This is a genomic window from Flavobacterium sp. (assembly GCF_047602195.1).
Lineage (GTDB): Bacteria > Bacteroidota > Bacteroidia > Flavobacteriales > Flavobacteriaceae > Flavobacterium.
In genome coordinates this window covers 94,713-115,635 of the sequence record NZ_JASGHW010000002.1, presented here as the reverse complement: position 1 = coordinate 115,635, position 20,923 = coordinate 94,713, and the positions used below count along the sequence as shown (strand labels likewise).

Here is a 20,923-nt window from a genome sequence, read left to right as displayed (position 1 = left end):
AATACATTGGGCGTATTCCTATAAAATGAGAAATACTACCCATAGGACGGATTATTCCTATTCGCTATCTTTGAAAGGATATGAAAAGATTTGTCTTGGGTTTGCTGTTTACTATGATTTCGGTGCCGGCTTCTGCGCAGGTAATCACTTTATCGGATACCGTTCAAAGGAACAGCATTTCGTATCCTTATTATCTGCAAGATCGACAGGCGTCTTTGCGTTTTGAACAAGTCAAAAAAGCAAAACATCATTTCGAAAAGGCCAAAGACAAAGTCCCTGATTTTTTGGGAAATTTTTCCGAGGCGATATGGTACCGTTTTGAGGTCGAAAATAAAAGCGGGACCAGTGAGTGGTTTCTCGAAATCAAGGGCGGTTTCATGCACGAGCTTACCGTTTATCAGCTAAGTGCAAATGGGAAAGTGCAATCTTTGACACTAAGCGGGGACCACCGTTCCCGTAAGGCGCCCGTATTTTCTAACAATGTGATCTTTCCCATAACGCTGTCCGATGATGTAAAAAATGAAATTTACATCCGAGCCACGAGTAAAACCTTGATCAGGACTTCCATGCAACTGTGCACGATGCAGCAGTTGTATGAAGACACCTTGTTTGGGTCTTACGGGGACGGCTTTTTTACGGCCATTGCCGTCGCTTTGTTGTTGTACAACCTGTTTGTGTATTTTTCGCTTCGGGAAAAAGTATATCTCTATTATATTGGCTATATTTCTACAGCCATCTTGCATACGAATATCGTGGCGGGCCATCTGCAAATTTTTGTGCCTTGGGTCGATTGGATCAATACCACAACCATACTTCCGATAATTTCGGTGTTCAGTATTCTGTTCACCAATTCCTTTCTGCAAACCCAGCAATACGCGCCATTCATTTATAAAATACGAAAACCGCTTATGGTCATTTGTATGTCGCCGTTGTTCTGTTATGCTTTCGGATGGTACAAATTGGCCATCCTATTGGCGGCGATATTGATTTTCACTCTTTTTGTTTATTGGATTCTGGCAGGTTTCATCGCCTATAAAAATGGTTTTGCCCCTGCGGTTTATTACCTGATTGGTTTTGGGGCGCTGGTGGCGATGAGCGTGGTATTTGAATTCAAAATGAGGGGTTTTCTTGAAGAAAATTATTGGACCGATTCGTCTTTGTTTATCGGTGCGGCCATAGAAGCGGTCATATTGTCCTTCGCGTTGGCCGATAAGTTCAATTTTTATAAAAAAGAAAAAGAGCGGTTGCAGGAGGAAGCCTATCTTCAAGCGATTCATTTTTCGAGGGAGTTGATCAATATGCAGGAGGCGGAGCGCAAAAGAATAGCCTCTGAATTGCACGACAGCCTTGGGCAGAAATTGGTGCTGATCAAAAACAAAATTCTGCGCAGCACACCGTTTAAAGCCAATGCGCCGCAACAACCCGATGATACATTGAGCCACAATGTAGCAGAAGCCATTCAGGAAATCAGGAATATTTCGTATGCATTAAGACCCTATCAATTGGATTTGCTGGGACTGACCAGTTCGGTCAAAAGCATGGTGTCGGAAAGTTTCGATGTCGCGCAGATAGATTACACGATCAGTCTGGATAACATTGATGCCCTCTTTGACAATGAAGGGCAGATCAATGTTTACCGGATCATACAGGAATGCATCCACAACATCATTAAGCATGCGCAGGCAAAAAATGTAGCGATTGCCATAAAAAGTCAGGACAATGGTGTTAAAATAGCCATCAGCGATGACGGTATCGGTTTTGACACCAATGAAAACCATACAGGCTTTGGGCTCAAGGGAATCAAGGAGCGGTTACAGATATTGGGAGGCACAATGGCCATTGCTTCGCGGAAAAACGAAACTGCTTTTGAATTTCTGATTCCAGGCAAAAAATAATCAAGCCATGAACATCGAAAAAGTAAAAATATTAATAGCCGATGACCATCCCATTTTTTTAAAAGGGTTGCACGAAGTCATCGACGATGTAGAGAACCTGCAAGTGGTTTGCAAAGCAGACAATGGCATTGATGCGATTGCGGCTGCTTTGGCCAACGAGCTTGACATTGCCATCCTTGACATCGATATGCCCGGTGCAAACGGACTACAAGTGGCCGAACAAATTCTGGCCAAAAAGCCCGGTGTTGCAATCATCCTTCTCACAATGCACAAGGCCAAAGATACTTTTCTGAAAGCGTTGGAAATCGGGATATCGGGTTACGTATTGAAAGAAAATGCGGTCATGGACATTATCAACGCCATTGCGGCCGTCAATAAATTTCAGTCCTACATCAGCCCTGAAATGTCCTCATTCCTGCTCAAGAATCAAAATAGAAATCGCAATACTGCCGCTTCGCAACTCGAGTCGCTTACACCATCTGAGAGGAAAATAATGGAGAAAATTGCACAATACAAATCGACCAAGGAAATAGCCGAAGACTTATTCGTGAGCGAGAAGACCGTTTCCAACCACCGCATGAATATTGCAAAAAAGCTCGAACTCAGTGGGAAAAACAGCCTGCTCCGCTTTGCGATCGAACACCTAAACGCTTGAGATAAGCAATACTACCCATAAATTTAAGCAGCAGTGCCCATTGTGTCGTTGTCGCAATGGAAATAATTTTGTACCCAACAAAGAAGGGGTGTGAAATCAAAAAACGATTTCCAAAATTCTCCAAACTTTCAAATCTGACTGGTCCATTGAAGACAAAATGTGCTTTGATGATGCCCGAAATGTGCTGCGAAAACAGCAATCATAAGTTTAAATCTCAATCAACAACAGTTAAATATTTTAAAAATGAAAAAATTAGCAACAGTATTCTTATTATTGAATGTCCTCCTGGCTTCCTGCTCAGACGATGACAACCGCCCGACACCCGATGCGGCACAGCCGGGAAAACCGTACACGGTCAGCGGAACCGTCAAGGACGGATCGGGCAATCCCATTTCAAATGCCAGGATCAGGATCGAAAACCCCAACGGCAACAACATCCACTACACCACAACCAGCAATAATGCCGGGCAATACAGCATTACCGTCAGTGCGATTGGCGGATACAAAATATATGCATGGAAAGAGGCCACGACAGAAAACGCGACCTATCAGGTTCGGTTGGGAATGGAAAGTAATTCAGATTATGATGCTTTCAACGTTCCGGCCAGCGGCGTCACCAAAAATTTTGTATGGAAATTAAACGGCAGGATACCAGACAGGGTAGTGAGCAATGAAAACGGGAGTGGGTATTTTGGTGGAACGGTCAAGTTCATCAATTACAATTCTTTTTCCGACCAGATGGCGCCGGGAACAGAGGTTACCATTACATTAACTCCGGCGGCCGGTGCCAAATTCCTCGACGGCACATCTGCTGCGGGAAGAACCGTGGAAAAACGATTCACGATCGTCGACGGTGTCGGACAGGCTTATTACATCAACGATATTCCTGCAACCCAATACACCATTACGGCAACCTGCAGGAAAGACGGCAGCAACAAATTGGTATACATCGGCGCGGGGAACCCCGATGCTTTCACCCCGAATGCGGAATATTATTTCAGGCCGGAAAGCGGTTCGGGCTCTTATGAAAGCGGACTCGGTTCGCCCAACGAACATTATTTCTATATGAGAATGATGAGCAACTAACATTTTTTCTGATGATGGAAGCAGGTGGGCGTATCTTTACAACTGCCTGTTTTTTTTATTTTTTTTCCAGTCCGTTAGAAAATTTAATTAAAAATTGGTGGCAGTTTCACAACTTCCACGTACTTTGTGTGAAAAAACATGAAATTCGGACAAGTAGAAAATCCAGAAGCAATCGATTTCAAGTTGCCGGCAGATGCGCCACAAACCAGAACCATTTTAGGCAAACACAAGAACGAGGCGCCATTTGAAGCCTATGTCGGTTGTGCCAAATGGAACCGCACCGACCTCAAGGGGTTTTATCCGCGCGGTACGAAGGATGAACTCACCTATTACGCGACGCAATTCAACTCGATTGAACTCAATGCCACCTTCTACAAAATGCCCGACTGGCAGCAGGTCGAGACCTGGAAAAACAAAACCCCAGATGGTTTCAAGTTTTTTCCCAAACTCACCGATTTGATCAGCCATTACCGCCGTTTGATCGATGTGAAGGAGCCGGTCGACAATTTCTGTAATGCCATCAGCAATTTCGAGGAAAAGCTTGGGATGGCATTCCTGCAATTGCACGACAACTTTAAACCCAAAGACTTTGATCGGTTGGAAAAGGTCTTGAACGAATTTCCGAAAGGCGTTCCGCTGGGGGTCGAAGTGCGCAATGCGGAATGGTTTGCTGCGGAAAATCAAAACCGATTTTGTACGTTGCTCGAAAAGAACGAAATGTCCAACATCATTGTCGATACGGCCGGAAGACGCGATATGCTGCACATGCGGCTGACTTCGCCGGTGGCGTTTGTGCGCTATGTAGGAGCGAATCATCCGACCGACATCCAAAGATTGGACGAATGGGTTGCCCGAATCGAAAAATGGAAAGACGAAGGTTTGCAGAAACTTTATTTCTTCGTCCACCAGAATATCGAAGTCGAATCGCCCTTGTTGGCCGAGCATTTTATCAAAAAGATGAATGACAAACTCGGGTTGTCGTTGCACATTCCTGCGAGACAACATACACAAAAATCAATGTTCGATTAAATTATAAAGCCACAAATTCACGAATTTCAAATTGTAAAATTCGCGAATTGCTTTGCCCGTTCGCTGCGCTTGTGCCGTGGCCTTTATTTTTAAAATTAAACGGCGATTGAAGTCATTGCCTTGAGTTCGGCGATGGTTTGCGTCGGATTTTCGGCTTTAAAAACGAAGTTTCCGGCCACCAAAACGTCTGCGCCTGCCTCGACCAAAGCCACTGCATTTTTGCTGGTTACGCCGCCGTCAATCTCGATGATTGTATCGGCACCGTTGCGCGTAATGATTTCCTTGAGCTGTTTGATTTTCTTGTAGGTGTTTTCGATGAACGACTGTCCGCCAAAACCGGGATTGACGCTCATAATACACACCAAATCAATGTCGTTGATCACGTCTTCGAGCAAACCGACATTCGTATGCGGATTGATCGCAACGCCAGCTTCCATGCCTTCCGCCTTGATGGCTTGCAAGGTGCGGTGCAAATGCGTACAGGCTTCGTAATGCACGGTCAGTACATTGGCGCCCAAATCAGCGAATGTCTTGATGTAGCGGTCTGGATCGACAATCATCAAATGCACGTCGATGGTTTTCTTGGCGTGTTTGGTAATGGCTTCGAGCACGGGCATCCCGAAAGAAATGTTCGGGACGAAAACGCCGTCCATGATGTCGATGTGGAACCAGTCGGCTTGGGAATTGTTGACCATTTCGATATCGCGCTGGAGGTTGGCGAAATCGGCGGCTAAAACGGATGGGGCAATGATGGTGTTTTTCATGTGAGTTGTGTAGTTGTTGTAAATTTCATGATTCGAAATTCGTTAATCGGCATTCGACCTTGATTTTTTTTGCAAATATAAGTTTTTTGAATGATGCCCGACGAATAGTGAATTTAGAAGTTTTCTTTTGCGTTAGGGATAGAGGCAAGCACCGCGTGCAGCCGATAGCCCGGCCGAAGGCAACGCCCAAATTTTAAACTATGTTAAGTGGCATTAAGTCTTAATTTTCTTAATTTCTTAATTGGTTGAAAAAAGAAAAATGTTGGTTAGGGAAGTTGATAAAAAACAAAACTCCGGTAATCAGCCGGAGTTTCAATCATCAATCAAAAAACGAACAGTTAATCAGACTGTTGTTGCGGTTATATAGAAAATTCTGTGCCAGAATTTCTTGAAATCGTTTTCGTTCAGGTTCCAAACATAAACAATTATTTTATTTGTACCTACAAATTTTAAAAATTTAACCTAAATAAGTCTTTAAAATCTTACTTCTTGAGGTATGTTTGAGTCTTCGAATCGCTTTTTCCTTGATTTGACGGACACGTTCGCGGGTCAAATCGAAGGTTTCGCCAATCTCCTCGAGCGTCATCGGATGCTGGTCGCCAAGGCCAAAATACAAACGAACGACATCGGCTTCACGCGGAGTCAAAGTCTCCAAAGAGCGCTCGATTTCGGTACGCAAAGATTCGTGGATCAATTCGCGGTCCGGATTTGGTGATTCACCCGAACGCAATACGTCGTACAGGTTGGAATCTTCACCTTCAACCAATGGCGCATCCATCGACAGGTGACGCCCGGAATTTTTCATCGACTCTTTTACGTCATTGACAGTCATGTCAAGCTCTTTCGCAATTTCTTCGGCACTCGGTGGGCGCTCGTTCGATTGCTCGAGCAAAGCATACATTTTATTGATCTTGTTGATCGAACCGATTTTGTTGAGCGGCAAACGAACGATACGCGATTGTTCGGCGAGTGCCTGCAAAATCGACTGGCGAATCCACCAAACGGCGTAAGAGATGAATTTGAAACCGCGGGTTTCGTCAAATCGTTGTGCAGCTTTGATGAGACCCAAATTTCCTTCGTTGATCAAATCGGGGAGGGTGAGTCCCTGATTCTGGTATTGTTTGGCTACGGAAACCACGAAACGCAAGTTCGCCTTGGTGAGCTTTTCAAGTGCTCTTTGGTCTCCGGCTTTGATTTTTTGTGCTAATTCCACCTCTTCGTCAGCGGTGATAAGGTCGACTTTCCCAATTTCTTGTAAGTACTTGTCTAAGGATGCAGTTTCCCTGTTGGTTACCTGCTTGGTAATTTTGAGCTGTCTCATGTTTTTTTGTCTCCTTTGTTTAAAGTGTACTTGGCTTGTACGTAATGGTATGGTAAAAAGTTACAAAAAAATTTTTAAAGCGCAATTTTTTTAAAAAATACTACCGAACTTCGAAATAATCCCTGACATAAACCGGGTTGCCTGTTGCAGAAAACCCTTGAAGGATAATTTCATAAGTACCGGATACATCTGATGTATAATACGAATGTACGGATTCGCCATCGTTCAGTTTTATTTCGGGTTCCCAAAGCAATTGCGTACGGTAATCGGGGATGCGTTTGTTGGCATCGGCGGCATAATCCGGATTGAAATATTTTTTGGATTGAATCGGACGGAAAAGTACCGTGTTCTGGATGAACCCGCTTTGGGGTAAAGCAGGGAAATCGGCATTTCGGGTGGTAAAACTGATGATGCCGCCAAAAGTCTTCGGTCCGTAAATGTAAGGCGCATTGACCAGCGCCACCTTGGAGAAATGGGCGGCCGGAAAGTCAAAAAGCAAATTTAAATCTTGGATCAGTATGCCGTCTACCAGTACCAATGGCGGTCCGTAGAGCGCATTCTCGGTGTAATAATCCTTGAGAAACACCTGGTAATGGTCTTTTGTCTTTTTGTAGTTTACCTCCTCGAGGACTTCGGTAATGGTTTCCTTGATGGTCGGGAAACGGGTATAATTGTCCAGGATGTATTCTTTCTGCAAGGAGTCAAAGAAAGGAACCGTTGCAACCGGAAGCGGAACACTGTCCTTTTTTTGGTCGATGTAAGCGTTTTCAATTTGGCTGGCCACCATCCTTTTCTCGATGGAGTTGCGCCAAGCAGGGTTGAGTCGGAAGTTGTCGGGAAAAACCAATGAAGTCAAATCAATGCTCGGGACAGGGTCCAGGACAATCGCATACTCATTTCGGTCCTCTCCCACAATTTGCACCACACTGTTGCGGGCAGGAAGGTTCTTGTCGAGGACAAAAATAAAACCGCCTCGGGCATCGGTAGAGACCAATTTGAACGCAAATGATGCGCCTGGAATGGAAAGCGCCACCGTTTTATGGGACACACTTTTGCCATTGTTGGAGGTGATTTTTCCGGAAACGATTTCCCCGCGAAGTTCAGGCACAAACCGGGCACTGACCTGGGGTTTCTCGTTTGTATGAGCGGTAGCAAAAGTGACCGTGTTTTGGGATTGGCCGTATGGCAGCTCATCTACCTTTCTGACCGACAACGCATAATGGCCGATTGCGTCATGCCCGGTAATCTTGAGGTTGACTTTTTCCCTCAAACCATAGATTTTCTTTTCGGGATGCAGCGATAGCACTTCGGAGGTGACCACAGCGGGCAATTCCTTTCTGGACCGGGCGGTGTCGCTTTGGATCTGTACAGAAGCGGTTGCATACGGATTGATGATGGCGATATCGGTTTCAAAAAAACGATTCCCGTCGCCCAGCATCCATCGGGTAAAGGCAATCAATTTATAGGAGCCGCTTTTGAGCGTAGTGGGTATAAAGCAATCGCCGTTTCCAATGCCGTTTTCGAGCATTATTTTTTGGGTAGATACGACGTTTCGGTTCCGGTCGACCAATTGCAGATAGGCCACTTTGCTCAATGGACTGAATTGGTTGTTGTTTGCCTGGAGACAATACAACTGATAGTACAAAGTTTCTCCGGTTACCAATACCTGGGCATTGGTCTGTACAAACAGATTTTCCCGCCCAATCAAAGCATTGTTTTTTTGGGCCGAAAGCAGGTTTGCGGCAAGCAGCAATAAAAAGCCAAAATATCTCATCAGTCTTCCCAAAATGGAGGTATTACGTTAGACGAAAAAAGCGTACAGTCGCCACAAGGCGCAGCCGACATTACATAAGAAGGTTCGTCACCCGATACATAAATCAACGATTGCGTTTGCAACCCAGAAACCACTGCAGCGCCACGGCATTGCGGATTGCCGGGGCCAAAGCAGAAAAGATAAGTCGACGTCCCGCATTCCACCACATAAGGCGGTAAATCTTCCCCGGGAAACAAATCGGCATAATTGAAAAAAATTCTTTTTGAAGAAACCGAAGCCACCTCAAAAAAACCGATGATTTTTTCATCGGGATTGTCAACCGATTTTAAATTGCCGTAAAAGAAACCGGGCTGGTTTTGCGACAGGATGTTGCCACCCGAGCTTGAGACTTCCTTGAGCGTTTTGTAAAAAGTATAGGCGGCCAAGTTCTGCACATATTGGCGGACCAAAATGCTGTAGCGGTGCGAAATGATGTAGCTCTGGTCGCTGATGAACCGCACCGGAAAATCAACGCGGTCTTCGCTGAGTTCATTGGTGGAGGTCAATATAATGTCATCCGATTTTTTGGTGCTGTAGCAAATTTTGGTGTCGAGATTCTCGCGCGGAACAATGGTCACTCCGTAAGTCGATGGCGGCCCGGGCGTGGGCGGCGGCACGAGCACCAAACTGAATTCAGACCAGGTCGGGGCAATAATCTTGTAGGTTTCCTCATATTCGTACCGGTAATATTTGGAAGTGTTGTTCGGGTCAAAACTGTTTGTCCTGATTTCAACGCCCCTTTCGCCTTGGCTGTTGGTCACCACAGCAGCCTTGAGCTCCTGGATCGGGTTGACCGTCGTTAATGTTTCCGGAGTCGAACGATAGGTTTTTCCCTCACGGGTGATGATGGTCAATCGATAGGATTTTCCCGCAAGGGCTTGAAATGGCTCGACCGAGGTGTATTTTTCCCCATTTTCAACAAATTCGTATTCAACGCCATCGCTGTCGGTGACATAAACCACCGCATCCGATTCGACGGCCGCTTTGGTTTCCTCGAGACGGAAGGTGCGTGTGATCCTGATTTCCTGCGTTTTCAATTCATTGGTCACCGTGCCCTCGACAACCAAAGCGCTTTCAAAATTATTGGTCTGCAAGGCATAAGGGTCGGTACAGCCCACGAGCGTCAGGCAGCAGCATACCAAGAAAAATATATTTTTAAAGAAACTCTTTTCCATTGGACTAGAACTTAAAGTTGTACGTGATGGTCGGCACCGGAACTGCAAAAATCGAAGTCTTATACGCCTTGATTTCGCCGTTCTTGGTCACGAAATAAACCGAATACGGATTGTTGCGTCCCAAGACATTGTAAACGGAAATATTCCAGAAACTGTGCGCCAGTTTTTTGATTTTGTGGTTGCCCTCGATGTTGATGCCGATGTCCAAACGGTAATAATCAGGAATGCGGAAAGCGTTTCGGTCGCTGTACAAAGTGTATTCGGCGTTGCCGTAAACGTATTTCCCGATCGGGTAAGTGATCGGCCTGCCGGTCTGGTACACAAAATTGCTCGACAAACTGTAGCGCTTGGTGAATTTGTAATTGAGTACGACGCTCACATCGTGCGGTTTGTCGAAATTGGCCGCGAAATATTTGCCGTTGTTTACGGTTTCTTCATTGAATGCGCCCTTTAATTTGACGAAACTGCGCGAATAAGTGTAGCCAATCCATCCGTTGAGCCTTCCGATTTGTTTCTTGAGCAAAAGCTCCACGCCATAGGCTTTTCCTTCCCCTTGCAACAATTCGGTTTCTACATTTTCATTGAGCAGCAATTCGGCGCCCACCTTGTAGTCGAGGATGTTTTTCGATTGCTTGAAATAACCTTTCGAGACTGATTTCATACACATCATCGGCCAGATTTTGGTACAGGCCCAGTGAAAATTGTTGGGCGCGCTGCGGCTTGACGTTGGTGTCCGAAAGTTTCCAGGTATCGGTTGGCGATTGGGTCGTATTGCTCGATAAGAGGTGCAAATACTGGAATGTCTTGTCGTAACCGAACTTGACCGACAAATCCTCCATGAGGAAATAACGCGCGGCAATACGCGGTTCCAAACCGCCGTAGGTCTTCATGACTTCATTGTTGCCATAGGTTTTGGTTTCAACCACCGAAGCGTCGCTTTTGGGTTTGCCTGCTTCATACACACGCTGCTGCGAATCGCCCAAAGCCGCGTAGAACGAATAACGCAGGCCCACATCGATCAGCAATTTTTCATTGACTTTGTAACTGTCCGAAACATACAGGGCAGACTCGAGTGCCTTTTCCTTCTGGATGCGTATCGGTACCAGCAGTGTTTCTGGATGGATCGGATCCAGATCGCCGGGGTTGATGCCGTAGTATTTGGAAGAAAGCCCGTACGAAAACTTGTGTTTGGCGTTCATCTGGTAATTCATCTTGAGCATCATTTGCGTTTCGTTGACGCGGTAACCGAAATCGAACGCCTCGCGGCCATTGTTCTCATAATCGATTCCGAATTTGTACTCGGTATTGGTCAGGATCAGGGCTCCTTTGTTTTTGTCATTGAAGGCGTGGTTCCATTTGAGCGAAACCAATCGGTTGCTGTATTTGTACAACGAATCCGAACTGATGCTGAACGAGTCGTGGCTGTAATACACCGTCGATTCTATCGCGTTCTTGTCGTTGATCTTGTGGACGTATTTGAGGATTCCGTCGTAAAATCCGGCTTTGCTGTTTTTGAGCGACTCGTCGTCGAGTTGTTTGAGGATCCAATTCGAATAGGCCGCCCTGCCGCCTACAAGCAAACTCGATTTTCCCTTGACGATCGGCGTGCTCAAACTGATGTTGCTCGTCACCGGACCGATGCCCGCTTCGCCCATGAATTTCTCGGTGTCGCCATTTTTGGTCGAGATGTCAAAAACCGATGACAATCTACCGCCGAATTCCGCCGGAATGCTGCCTTTGTAAATATCGACTTTCTTGGTCGTGTACGGATTCAAGGCCGAGAAAAATCCAAAAAAGTGCGTCGGATTGTACAGCAAGGCGTTGTCGAGCAAAAACAAATTCTGGTCTTCCTTACCGCCGCGCACGTTAAATCCTGCGGCGCCTTCCCCCGCGGTTTTGATTCCAGGAATGGCGATTGCGACACGCAAAACATCCCTTTCGCCGAAAATCAGCGGTACATTTTTGATGCCCTCGGCCTCGATCGTTGTCACGCCGGTGACAGCAGTCCGGATGGCTTGGTTTTTCTTGCTCTTTACGTTGACTTCCTCGATCATGTTGACTTTTTCGGTGACCCCGAAGTGCAGCCTTCCGTTGCTGTATACGACAATCTTGCGCGTGACTTTCTGGTGTCCGACCGATTCTACCGATAGGGTATGGATGCCCGTCGGAAGTTGCAAGCTGTAGTTTCCATTGGCATCGGTGACCGTACTGATTTTCTTTCCAAGTACGCGGATGCTGATGTTGGCGACCCCTTCTCCCGACTGGTTGTCGGTAATCGTTCCAGATATAGTGTAGGATTTGCTTTCGTTCTTTTTGTTTTCCTTGCCGATGAAGGCGATGCGATTCTGCTGCCCGCTGCTGATGGAGTCATATTGCTGACGGAAAACCGGTTTGTTGATGCCTTCTTCCGATTCTTGGGCGGATGTGTCTTGTCCAAAAAACTGATCGGGCAAATGGTCATAAATGACGCTGTTGCGGGTCAATATCACGCGGTTCCCGTCGACATAAAAATTGAGCGTGGTATTGCTTACCAAGGTTTGCAACACTTCGCTGAGCGGTGCATCGTTGAAATTTCCTGAAACGGTTCCGTTGTCTTCCTTGAGCCAGTTTGGATCGAAATAAAACTGGACATGGGCCACCTGTTCGATTTTCTCGATGGCGGCCATTCGGCTTAGATTTTCAAAGGATGCCGTAATGCGTTGGTCATTTTCCTGCGCAAAAACAGGAAATTGGGACAGGACCAAAAGAAACAAAAGTATTTTCCTCATCGGTTTCCGTTTTGGGTCAGCGATTGCAGGTGCTGGATCAGGTTCTTCATGAATTGCTTCGGATCGGTGCTGCGCAGGTTGCCGTTGGCCTCGTAGAATGCAGCAATGTTCTTTTGAAAATCTGGAAAAACCGCAACCACAGAGCTTTGCGATTGGATGGCATACCAAACCCCGTTGCGTTGGAGTACAAAACTTTCAGCGGGTGTAAATTTGCTAAACGTCCCGTCGCTTCTTACAATTTCCTGACGCTCTTTCTGGTGTTTGACGTACAATTGACATTGTGCCCCCACGGCGACTTCTTCATAAAAACCTTTGGCCAGTGCCCGAGCCCCGTCATAGCGATTGAGGTTGACGAATTTTTTTCCATCCATCTCAAAATAATCCACCTTGCTGGTAATGAGGTTGATTCCCGTGTTGTTGTTCTGGCCGTCTACTTTGGCGATGAGATTGTCCAGGTAAAGGTCGTACTTGAGCGGGTGTCCGGGATACCATTGCCCATCATAGAAAACATTTCCAGCCGAATATTGGTCAAGCAGGTAACGGTGGGAATTGTTGGCAGGCTTAAAAAGATTGCTATGGATGGTTCCGTTATTGATTGCAAGATTTTTTTGGCCCACCTGATTGTCGAAAGTTTCAAACCACCCGGCACTGGGTTGGTTTTGGGCTGGCATTTTAAAAAAAACAAGCAGAAGAATGGAAATCCAAAGACCGTGCTTATGGATGGAGAATTTCATAGGGCAAAAACGTAATGTCTGATGGTATAACTTTGATTGCTGATGGCATAAAGATAAAAAAAAGACTACAAAATCAATCTGGATTGACTTTTTTAACATGGCCAGCAAAAGTTAAAAAACAAAAACCCGATTTAAATCAATAAATCGGGTTTTGCTATCGGAAGAAAATATTATTCCTGCGGGGTTTCGCCTGAATCTCTATTTTCATTGTTTTCCTTTCTTTCCGGACGCGGTCCACGGTCGTCACGACGGTCGTTGCGTGGGCCACGGTTGTCGCGGCGGTCGCCATCGCGTCTTGGTCCGCGGTCGCCGTCACGTCTTTCCGGACGCGGTGCGTTTTCATCGCGTGGCGGACGTGGCAAGAGCGCTTTTTTGGATACGCGTTCTTTTTTGGTCTTCGGGTCGATACCCATGTATTTCACTTCGAGTTCGTCGCCGAGGTTCACCAAATCGGTTACATTTTCGGTACGTTCCCAAGCGAGTTCCGATACGTGGAGCAGGATTTCGTTTCCTGGAGCGTCCATGTATTCTACGACCGCACCAAAATCCATGATCTTGATGACCTTCACTTTGTAAGTCTCGCCGATTTGCGGTTTGAACACCAAAGACTCGATTTTTCTGAGAACCATATCGATGCCTTCCGGAGAAGTACCGAGGATTTCGATCATACCCAGGTTGTCGGCTTCGGTCACTACAATCGTAGTTCCTGAATTCTTCTGCAACTCCTGGATTACTTTTCCACCTGGTCCGATGAAGGCGCCGATCAAGTCGGATGGGATAGAAGCCATGATGATTTTCGGAGCGTGACGTTTCACATCTTCGCGTGGCGTTTCGATCACTTCGGTCAATTTACCCAAGATGTGTAAACGGCCATCGCGTGCCTGCGACAACGCCTGTTCCATAATCTCATAACGCAATCCGTCGATCTTGATGTCCATCTGGCAAGCCGTGATACCGTCTGCGGTACCGGTTACCTTGAAGTCCATGTCGCCCAAGTGATCCTCGTCGCCCAAGATGTCCGACAATACCGCGAAACGCGCACCATCGGTGATCAATCCCATGGCGATACCCGAAACCGGCTTGGTCATTTTGACACCGGCATCCATGAGTGCCAAAGTTCCGGCACAAACCGTCGCCATCGAAGACGAACCGTTCGATTCCAAAACCTCAGAAACCACACGGACAGTATAGGGATTTTCTTCAGAAATCATGTTTTTCAAAGCACGTTGCGCCAAGTTTCCGTGACCGACCTCACGACGGGAAGTTCCGCGCAATGGCTTGGCTTCACCGGTTGAGAACGGCGGGAAATTGTAGTGCAGGTAGAATCTTTCTTCTCCTTGCTCAGACGGTGCGTCGATGATGTTCGCCTCGCGTGAAGTTCCTAAAGTGACCGTAGCCAAGGCTTGGGTTTCCCCACGTGTAAATACGGCCGAACCGTGTGCACGTGGCAAGTAGTCGATTTCGCACCAGATCGGGCGGATTTCGGTAGTCTTACGACCATCGAGACGCAAGCCCAAATCGAGGATGACGTTGCGAACGGCTTCTTTCTGTGATTTGTACAGATATTTCGAAATCAAGTCGCCATTTTCGAGCAATTCTTCTTCGGTGAATGCAGCGAGTACTTCGTCCTTCACGGCAGAGAATTTCTCTGAACGCTCGTGCTTGGCCGAAGCTTCCTGTGCGATGGCATAATATTGGTCATACGACATATCGTAGACTTTCTTCTTGATGTCGTTGTCTGTTCTTTCCTCTTCGTATTCGCGGATGTCTTTCTTTCCGAAAGCAGCCTGCAAACGCTTTTGTGCAGCGATTTGAACCTTGATGGCCTCGTGCGCGAATTTGATCGCGTCGACCATTTCTTTCTCTGAAATCTCTTTCATCTCGCCTTCGACCATCGCGATCGAATCTTCAGAGGCACCGATCATCATGTCGATGTCAGAAAGCGCCAATTGCTCAGGGCTAGGGTTGATGACGAACTGCCCGTCTACACGGCCAACGCGTACTTCAGAAATCAAGGTTTCGAATGGAATGTCAGACAAAGCCAGCGCCGTTGATGCAGCCAAACCGGCGAGTGCATCAGGGATTACGGTTTCGTCGTGCGACATGAGTTGGATCATCACCTGCGTTTCTGCATGGTAATCATCTGGGAATAAGGGACGCAAAACGCGGTCAACCAAACGCATGGTCAATACTTCCTTGTCGGAAGGACGCGCTTCACGCTTAAAGAATCCGCCCGGGAAACGACCCGCTGCGGCAAATTTTTCACGGTAATCTACCGTGAGTGGTAAAAAGTCCACGCCTGGACTTGCTTTACGGGCAGAGACTACGGTGCCAAGCAACATAGCGTCTCCCATGCGTACTACTACTGAACCGTCGGCTTGTTTGGCCAATTTTCCGGTCTCGATCGAGATGCTTCTGCCATCTCCCAAATCGATTACTTCTTTTGTAACTTGTGGAATCATAAGTTATTTTTGATGATTAAACAATGGGTTTTAGTTGTGTTGTAGTGTTGTAGTTGTTGTGTAGTTATCTAAAACCCAATGAAAAACCATTACTTTTTTCCGTTCCGGAATCCACTTTGGAAACCGGTGTATTTGTAAGAACGTAAAAACAAAAAGAGGCGCGTTTGCACCTCTCTTTGATTATTTTCTGATATTCAATTCTTTGATGATCTCACGATATCTGTTGATTTCAGTCTTTTTCAGGTAGTCGAGAAGGCTTCTTCTTTTACCTACCAATTTCACGAGCGAACGCTCTGTGTTGTAATCGTGACGGTTCTTTTTCAAGTGCTCCGTCAAGTGGTTGATTCTAAAGGTGAACAAAGCGATTTGTCCTTCTGCAGATCCTGTGTTTTCTGCTTTTCCTCCGTGTTTAGCGAAGATTTCAGCTTTTACTTCTGATGTTAAGTACATGCTAATATTTATTTAAATGATTATTATGTATCGAACTGGATTTTCCAATTCGTGCGCAAAGGTAATTTTATTTTTTGGAATTGCAAACGTTTTGAATGTCGTTTGTCGGATTTTGAAAATATTTTTTGTGGCGTTGCCGCAGTAGAAGTTTTTTCTTTCAATTTAAAATTTGATGGTTGCGGCCGCGCTATTCGCTGCAATCTTTTACTGCCTCCACTATGCTACGGCAGCAAAAGGATTTTCGCTGCTATCGCTAACGCGGTCGCTGCCGCGAGGGCCTTCTTTTGTCTGGCAACAAAAGAAGCAAAAATGCCGGGCGCACAATCGTTCGGCGACCAGCTCGTTTTCGATGGCTAAATCAAAAGAACTCGCTTCGCTCAGACAGCTTTTGATTTTACGCCATCTTCAAACTGCTGGTGCCCGCCTGCCACGATTGAATCGCGCTGACCTCACGAGGAACGTCTTGTTATAATTGAAAAATTGTAATCCGCTTTATAAGGGAATTGTGCGGTTTAAAAAGATTGTTATAAGAAAGATTGAAGCATAGCCCCGATAGCAACGGAAATCCTTTTGCAAAAAGGATTACCCGAAGCGCAGCGCAGGGAAATCTCTTTTTGTCAAAAGATTGCAGTGGAAAGCGGGAAACAGCTCCTTAGAACAATTTCGCAATACCAGCATTCACAAACTCCAGAAAACGCTCATCGGCTTCATCAAATGCGTCAATGAGGTGTGAATCGATGTCGATTTGCCCAATGTTCTGGCCGTCCACGAAAAGCGGCACGACGATTTCCGATTTGACGGTGATGCTGCAGGCGATGTAGTTGTCCTGCGCCATGACATCGGGAACGACGAAGTTCTGGTTCGAAACCGCGACCTGTCCGCAAATGCCTTTACCGAAAGGAATCACGGTATGGTCGGTGGGTTCGCCCGCATAAGGGCCGAGAATCAGTTCTTCTTTGTCGCCGTTGCGGAAATAAAAACCCACCCAGTCGTAATAGTCGATGTTGTCGCGCAACAAATGGCAAATCTGCAGCAATTTGTCGTCGCGCAATTGGTTTTTGTGGTGCAAAATATCGGTCACTTTGGGCATTAATTCTTCGAGCGTCATGATGTTAAATTTTATCCCTACAAAAGTAAACCATCGGCGCAACTTAAAATTATATAAATTTGTTAAAAAACCGTTTTGACCGCATACCTCACCAAATACAAACCTTTTCTGCTTTTCCTCGGGAAATTCCTGCTGACGTATGCGTTGCTGACGTTTGCCTACCAGATGTATTTGAACCAGTTCGATAAGGCGCATTTCGAAGTCGACGGTTTTACGCGATCGGTCGCTGGGCAAACCCAAAAAGTACTCGCTTTTTTTAATGCAGATGTGGCTACCGAACCGCATCCCGAACAGGCGAGCATCAAATTGCTGTACCAAGGGAAATTCGTCGCGCGCATCGTGGAAGGTTGCAATGCGCTCAGCGTCATCATCTTGTTCATCTCGTTTGTTGTGGCGTTCAGCGGAAAATTCAGGACGACGGTGCTGTTTATTTTTGGCGGCGGCATCCTGGTCCATGTGCTCAATATTGGCCGGATTGCGATTTTGGCTGCGGCGTTGCATGCGTATCCCGAGCACGAAGAACTGTTGCACGGTGTGGTGTTTCCACTGTTTATTTACGGTGTGGTTTTTATTTTATGGGTCGTCTGGGTCAATAAATTCTCGTTGTATGCTGAAAAACCTGTGGAAAAATCGGCTTAAGATCGGTATCGCGTTGCTGCTCGTTTTTTTACTTGCGCTCGTGCGTATTTATGAGCACGCATTGTTTTACGATCCGTTTGCGTATTATTTCGAGGGCGACTACCTTAATTTGACCTTTCCCGAATACGACGGTTGGCAATTGTTCTGGAGCTTGACCGAACGTTATTTCCTCAATACGATCATTTCGCTCGCGATTATTTTTGTGCTGTTCCGCGAGGTGCCCTTGGTCAAATTTGCGGGAATTTTGTATGCGGTATTTTTCGTGGTTTTGATGGCTTCGTTTTTCGGATTGATCACATTTTCCGGTAGCGAGAACAACTTTATTGTCTTCTACGTCAGGCGTTTCTTGATCCAGCCTTTGTTTGTTTTGTTGTTTGTTCCGGCGTTTTACTATCAAAAACGAATGGCAAAAAATAACATTTCTTAAACAAGTCTGTTTTGTTTTTTGGGTACATTTGCAACATGAAACTTAAAAAATGCACCAGTTTGTTATTGGCTTTGCTCGTGTTGTTCTCGAATGCGGGGCTGGCTTTCAACGTGCATTATTGCGGGGGTGAAATCGCCAAGATTTCTTCGGTCTATGCTTCGGATAATGCTTCCGCAGACGGGAATCCGATGGCCGAACGCGCCTGCTGCATCGCCAAGGCGAAAGAAAACAAAACCTGTTGCGACAACAAAATCATCCAATCCGAAAAGAAATCGGATGTCGTGGTCAAGACTTTTTCGTTCCAGATCGATGCGCCTTTCGTGCTCCACCAATGGAATCCGCTTGTTTTCGTTCCGGTAGCCGAAGTTACGATTCCGCAAACCACTTCTTATTACTGCGATGCGCATGCGCCGCCGCTGTATCAACTGTATTCCCAGCTTATTTTTTACGCCTGATTTTTAATGTTGTCTTAGGAACGGCCCGATTCGTTGCGGCCGAAATCAAGTTCAATCATTAAAAATCAAATTATGCATTATAGAATCACAGTGCTTTTGCTGTTGTTTTCGATGTTGGCCACCGCGCAGGAAGAAGTCAAACCCGACACCATCCAATCGGTCAAAATCGAAGGCTCGCGCAAAAGCCTCAGAAAATCCACCACGGTGACGGCCAATACGATGGTCATGACGAGCCGTGAACTGCTCAAGGCCGCGTGCTGTAACCTGGCCGAGAGTTTCGAGACCAATCCGTCGATCGATGTCAATTTCGCCGATGCGCTGACGGGAACCAAACAAATCAAGATGCTCGGGCTCACGAGTCCGTACCTCATGGTCACCGAGGAAAACATCCCGTCGGTGCGCGGCGCCTCGCAAGCCTACGGCATGACGTTTACGCCCGGCACTTGGGTCGAGAGCATCCAGGTGACCAAAGGCGCGGGTTCGGTGGTCAACGGTTTTGAAAGCATTTCGGGCCAGATCAACACCGAATTGCTCAAGCCGATGAACGACATCCCGTTTTTCCTCAATATGTACGGTTCGACCGATTCGCGTTTTGAGGCCAATGTGCATGCGAATCAGAAATTGTCCGACAAATGGGCTACTTCCTTGTTCCTGCACACCAACGCGCGGCTGTCCAAAAAAGACATGAACCACGATCATTTCCTCGACAATCCGCTCGGCAAACAGGTCAACGTGATGAACCGTTGGCAATATGCCGATCCCGAAAAAGGCTGGGTCAGTTTCATCAATTTGCGTTACATGAACGACGAGAAACAAACCGGGATGGTCGAATTCGATCCCGACCAGCACAAGTTTTCGACACACCACTGGGGCTCGGAAATCAATACCGAACGTTTCGATATTTCGACCAAAATCGGCTATGTGTTTCCCGATGCGCCTTACCAGAGCATCGGTTTCCAGAACGCATTCTCGAGCCACGACCAGGATTCGTATTTCGGGTTGAATGTGTACGACATCCGCCAGCAGAGTTACTATTCGAACCTGATTTTCAATTCGATCATCAACAACACGATGCACAAGTTTGCGACGGGACTCAATTTTACCTATGACCGTTATGAGGAGTTCGTCGGTGTGCCGAACATCAACCGCGATTTCGATCGCATCGACAATTCGATCGGGGCGTTTTTCGAATACACTTATGACAACAACGACAATTTCAGCCTGATCGCGGGCGGACGCGTCGACAACCACAACCGATTGGGGACTTTCGTCACGCCGCGTCTGCATTTGCGGTACAACCCGTGGGAAAAGGGAACCTTTCGCGCTTCGGCGGGCCGCGGGAAAAGATCGGCCAATATTTTTGCCGAAAACCAGCAGTTGTTTGCGAGTTCGCGCGTGTTCGATGTCTTGAATACGAAAGGAAAAATTTACGGACTCGATGCCGAGATTGCGTGGAATTACGGCATTTCATTCAGCCAACAATTCCTGCTTTTCGGTAAAAATGCCGATGCCGGATTCGATCTGTACCGCACCGATTTCCAAAACCAAGCCGTAGTCGATTTGTATGCGAGTCCGCAACAGGCGTTGTTTTACAACCTCGACGGCAAGTCGTTTGCCAACAGTTTCCAGCTCGATTTCAATTACGAACCCATCAAGCACCTGAACCTGCGCACGGCCTACAAGTATTATGACATCCAAACCGATTACCTGAGCGGCACCTACCAACGTCCGTTGCAGGCCAAGCATCGCTTTTTTGCCAATGCCGAATTCGCGACGCACATCGACGACAAAGGCCACCGTTGGAAATTCGATTTCACCTACAACTGGATGGGCGCGCAGCAGTTGCCGTACACGGCGACCAATCCAGAATCCGACCGACTGCCGGAATTTTCGGGTGCGTTTTCGCTCATGAATGCGCAAATTACACGTACCTTTTCCTCGACGTTTGAAATGTACATCGGCGGGGAAAACATCGGGAATTACAAACAGGACAAAGCCATTTTGGGCGCCGAAGACCCGTTTGGGAATACGTTCGATTCGTCGATCGTGTATGCGCCGGTTTTTGGGCAGATGTATTATGCCGGACTTCGGTTTAAGATAAAATAATTAGAAAATTAGAAAATTAGAAAATTAGAAAATTAG

At 46.6% G+C, this 20,923-nt stretch carries 19 protein-coding genes; 9 read left to right on the top strand and 10 right to left on the bottom strand.

What is annotated here, in order from left to right:
• Positions 1-80: 80 nt before the first annotated feature.
• From QM717_RS01495 to QM717_RS01480, 4 genes are all read left to right on the top strand, one after another.
• Entirely contained in the window at positions 81-1,895 is a 1,815-nt protein-coding gene (locus QM717_RS01495; protein ID WP_415034125.1) for a 7TM diverse intracellular signaling domain-containing protein, read from the top strand.
• Between the two features lie 7 nt (positions 1,896-1,902).
• A complete protein-coding gene (locus QM717_RS01490) occupies positions 1,903-2,550 on the top strand; it encodes a response regulator (protein ID WP_415034123.1) in 648 nt (215 codons plus the stop codon).
• A 243-nt stretch (positions 2,551-2,793) separates the two neighbouring features.
• Complete coding sequence (locus QM717_RS01485) at positions 2,794-3,636, top strand: carboxypeptidase-like regulatory domain-containing protein (protein WP_415034121.1); 843 nt, start codon at positions 2,794-2,796, stop codon at positions 3,634-3,636.
• A gap of 138 nt (positions 3,637-3,774) precedes the next feature.
• Complete coding sequence (locus QM717_RS01480; protein ID WP_415034119.1) at positions 3,775-4,665, top strand: DUF72 domain-containing protein; 891 nt, start codon at positions 3,775-3,777, stop codon at positions 4,663-4,665.
• A gap of 95 nt (positions 4,666-4,760) precedes the next feature.
• Here QM717_RS01480 and rpe read toward each other — a convergent pair whose 3' ends face one another.
• The 9 genes from rpe to rpsO form a co-directional block, all read right to left on the bottom strand.
• Positions 4,761-5,429, bottom strand: a complete 669-nt coding sequence (gene rpe / locus QM717_RS01475) for a ribulose-phosphate 3-epimerase (protein ID WP_415034117.1) — start codon at positions 5,427-5,429, stop codon at positions 4,761-4,763.
• A 457-nt stretch (positions 5,430-5,886) separates the two neighbouring features.
• On the bottom strand, positions 5,887-6,750 hold the full coding sequence (locus QM717_RS01470) for an RNA polymerase sigma factor RpoD/SigA (RefSeq protein WP_026707723.1): 864 nt from the start codon (positions 6,748-6,750) through the stop codon (positions 5,887-5,889).
• 100 nt (positions 6,751-6,850) lie between these two features.
• Entirely contained in the window at positions 6,851-8,524 is a 1,674-nt protein-coding gene (locus QM717_RS01465; RefSeq protein ID WP_415034113.1) for a hypothetical protein, read from the bottom strand.
• Positions 8,524-9,738, bottom strand: a complete 1,215-nt coding sequence (locus tag QM717_RS01460; RefSeq protein ID WP_415034111.1) for a DUF4249 domain-containing protein — start codon at positions 9,736-9,738, stop codon at positions 8,524-8,526. The genes QM717_RS01465 and QM717_RS01460 overlap by 1 nt, the downstream gene beginning before the upstream one ends.
• A gap of 4 nt (positions 9,739-9,742) precedes the next feature.
• Positions 9,743-10,399, bottom strand: coding sequence for a hypothetical protein (locus QM717_RS01455; RefSeq protein ID WP_415034109.1), 657 nt, complete (start codon positions 10,397-10,399; stop codon positions 9,743-9,745).
• On the bottom strand, positions 10,317-12,506 hold the full coding sequence (locus QM717_RS01450; RefSeq protein WP_415034107.1) for a TonB-dependent receptor: 2,190 nt from the start codon (positions 12,504-12,506) through the stop codon (positions 10,317-10,319). Before QM717_RS01450 ends, QM717_RS01455 begins: the two co-directional genes overlap by 83 nt.
• Positions 12,503-13,177 (bottom strand): hypothetical protein, encoded by a 675-nt coding sequence (locus tag QM717_RS01445; protein ID WP_415034105.1) that lies wholly within the window; start codon positions 13,175-13,177, stop codon positions 12,503-12,505. Before QM717_RS01445 ends, QM717_RS01450 begins: the two co-directional genes overlap by 4 nt.
• Positions 13,178-13,410: 233 nt before the next feature.
• Entirely contained in the window at positions 13,411-15,702 is a 2,292-nt protein-coding gene (locus QM717_RS01440) for a polyribonucleotide nucleotidyltransferase (protein ID WP_415034103.1), read from the bottom strand.
• A gap of 180 nt (positions 15,703-15,882) precedes the next feature.
• Positions 15,883-16,152 (bottom strand): 30S ribosomal protein S15, encoded by a 270-nt coding sequence (gene rpsO, locus QM717_RS01435; protein WP_091143045.1) that lies wholly within the window; start codon positions 16,150-16,152, stop codon positions 15,883-15,885.
• Between the two features lie 51 nt (positions 16,153-16,203).
• On the opposite strand from rpsO, the gene QM717_RS01430 reads away from it, so the two are divergent.
• Positions 16,204-16,509 carry a hypothetical protein gene (locus QM717_RS01430; protein ID WP_415034101.1) on the top strand — a complete coding sequence of 102 codons (306 nt, stop codon included), beginning with the start codon at positions 16,204-16,206 and terminating at the stop codon, positions 16,507-16,509.
• 295 nt (positions 16,510-16,804) lie between these two features.
• Here QM717_RS01430 and QM717_RS01425 read toward each other — a convergent pair whose 3' ends face one another.
• Entirely contained in the window at positions 16,805-17,260 is a 456-nt protein-coding gene (locus tag QM717_RS01425) for a GAF domain-containing protein (RefSeq protein ID WP_415034099.1), read from the bottom strand.
• A 75-nt stretch (positions 17,261-17,335) separates the two neighbouring features.
• On the opposite strand from QM717_RS01425, the gene xrtF reads away from it, so the two are divergent.
• The 4 genes from xrtF (at position 17,336) to QM717_RS01405 (ending at position 20,887) form a co-directional block, all read left to right on the top strand.
• Positions 17,336-17,899 carry an exosortase family protein XrtF gene (gene xrtF / locus QM717_RS01420; protein WP_415034097.1) on the top strand — a complete coding sequence of 188 codons (564 nt, stop codon included), beginning with the start codon at positions 17,336-17,338 and terminating at the stop codon, positions 17,897-17,899.
• On the top strand, positions 17,868-18,326 hold the full coding sequence (locus QM717_RS01415) for an exosortase F system-associated membrane protein (RefSeq protein ID WP_415034095.1): 459 nt from the start codon (positions 17,868-17,870) through the stop codon (positions 18,324-18,326). Before xrtF ends, QM717_RS01415 begins: the two co-directional genes overlap by 32 nt.
• 35 nt (positions 18,327-18,361) lie before the next feature.
• Positions 18,362-18,781 carry an HYC_CC_PP family protein gene (locus tag QM717_RS01410; RefSeq protein ID WP_415034093.1) on the top strand — a complete coding sequence of 140 codons (420 nt, stop codon included), beginning with the start codon at positions 18,362-18,364 and terminating at the stop codon, positions 18,779-18,781.
• Positions 18,782-18,853: 72 nt separating this feature from the next.
• The gene (locus QM717_RS01405) at positions 18,854-20,887 is read left to right on the top strand and encodes a TonB-dependent receptor plug domain-containing protein (RefSeq protein WP_415034091.1); all 2,034 of its coding nucleotides are present in this window, start codon (positions 18,854-18,856) and stop codon (positions 20,885-20,887) included.
• Positions 20,888-20,923 lie beyond the last annotated feature (36 nt).

What these genes read in the sequence shown, in the direction of transcription:
- rpe (WP_415034117.1), bottom strand. Translation starts at nt 5,429, where the DNA reads ATGAAAAACACCATCATTGCCCCATCCGTTTTAGCCGCCGATTTCGCC.
- QM717_RS01460 (WP_415034111.1), bottom strand. Translation starts at nt 9,738, where the DNA reads ATGGAAAAGAGTTTCTTTAAAAATATATTTTTCTTGGTATGCTGCTGC.
- QM717_RS01495 (WP_415034125.1), top strand. Translation starts at nt 81, where the DNA reads ATGAAAAGATTTGTCTTGGGTTTGCTGTTTACTATGATTTCGGTGCCG.
- QM717_RS01470 (WP_026707723.1), bottom strand. Translation starts at nt 6,750, where the DNA reads ATGAGACAGCTCAAAATTACCAAGCAGGTAACCAACAGGGAAACTGCA.
- QM717_RS01480 (WP_415034119.1), top strand. Translation starts at nt 3,775, where the DNA reads ATGAAATTCGGACAAGTAGAAAATCCAGAAGCAATCGATTTCAAGTTG.
- QM717_RS01425 (WP_415034099.1), bottom strand. Translation starts at nt 17,260, where the DNA reads ATGACGCTCGAAGAATTAATGCCCAAAGTGACCGATATTTTGCACCAC.
- QM717_RS01405 (WP_415034091.1), top strand. Translation starts at nt 18,854, where the DNA reads ATGCATTATAGAATCACAGTGCTTTTGCTGTTGTTTTCGATGTTGGCC.
- QM717_RS01455 (WP_415034109.1), bottom strand. Translation starts at nt 10,399, where the DNA reads ATGAAATCAGTCTCGAAAGGTTATTTCAAGCAATCGAAAAACATCCTC.
- QM717_RS01465 (WP_415034113.1), bottom strand. Translation starts at nt 8,524, where the DNA reads ATGAGATATTTTGGCTTTTTATTGCTGCTTGCCGCAAACCTGCTTTCG.
- QM717_RS01450 (WP_415034107.1), bottom strand. Translation starts at nt 12,506, where the DNA reads ATGAGGAAAATACTTTTGTTTCTTTTGGTCCTGTCCCAATTTCCTGTT.
- QM717_RS01410 (WP_415034093.1), top strand. Translation starts at nt 18,362, where the DNA reads ATGAAACTTAAAAAATGCACCAGTTTGTTATTGGCTTTGCTCGTGTTG.
- QM717_RS01485 (WP_415034121.1), top strand. Translation starts at nt 2,794, where the DNA reads ATGAAAAAATTAGCAACAGTATTCTTATTATTGAATGTCCTCCTGGCT.
- QM717_RS01490 (WP_415034123.1), top strand. Translation starts at nt 1,903, where the DNA reads ATGAACATCGAAAAAGTAAAAATATTAATAGCCGATGACCATCCCATT.
- rpsO (WP_091143045.1), bottom strand. Translation starts at nt 16,152, where the DNA reads ATGTACTTAACATCAGAAGTAAAAGCTGAAATCTTCGCTAAACACGGA.
- QM717_RS01440 (WP_415034103.1), bottom strand. Translation starts at nt 15,702, where the DNA reads ATGATTCCACAAGTTACAAAAGAAGTAATCGATTTGGGAGATGGCAGA.
- QM717_RS01445 (WP_415034105.1), bottom strand. Translation starts at nt 13,177, where the DNA reads ATGCCAGCCCAAAACCAACCCAGTGCCGGGTGGTTTGAAACTTTCGAC.
- QM717_RS01415 (WP_415034095.1), top strand. Translation starts at nt 17,868, where the DNA reads ATGCTGAAAAACCTGTGGAAAAATCGGCTTAAGATCGGTATCGCGTTG.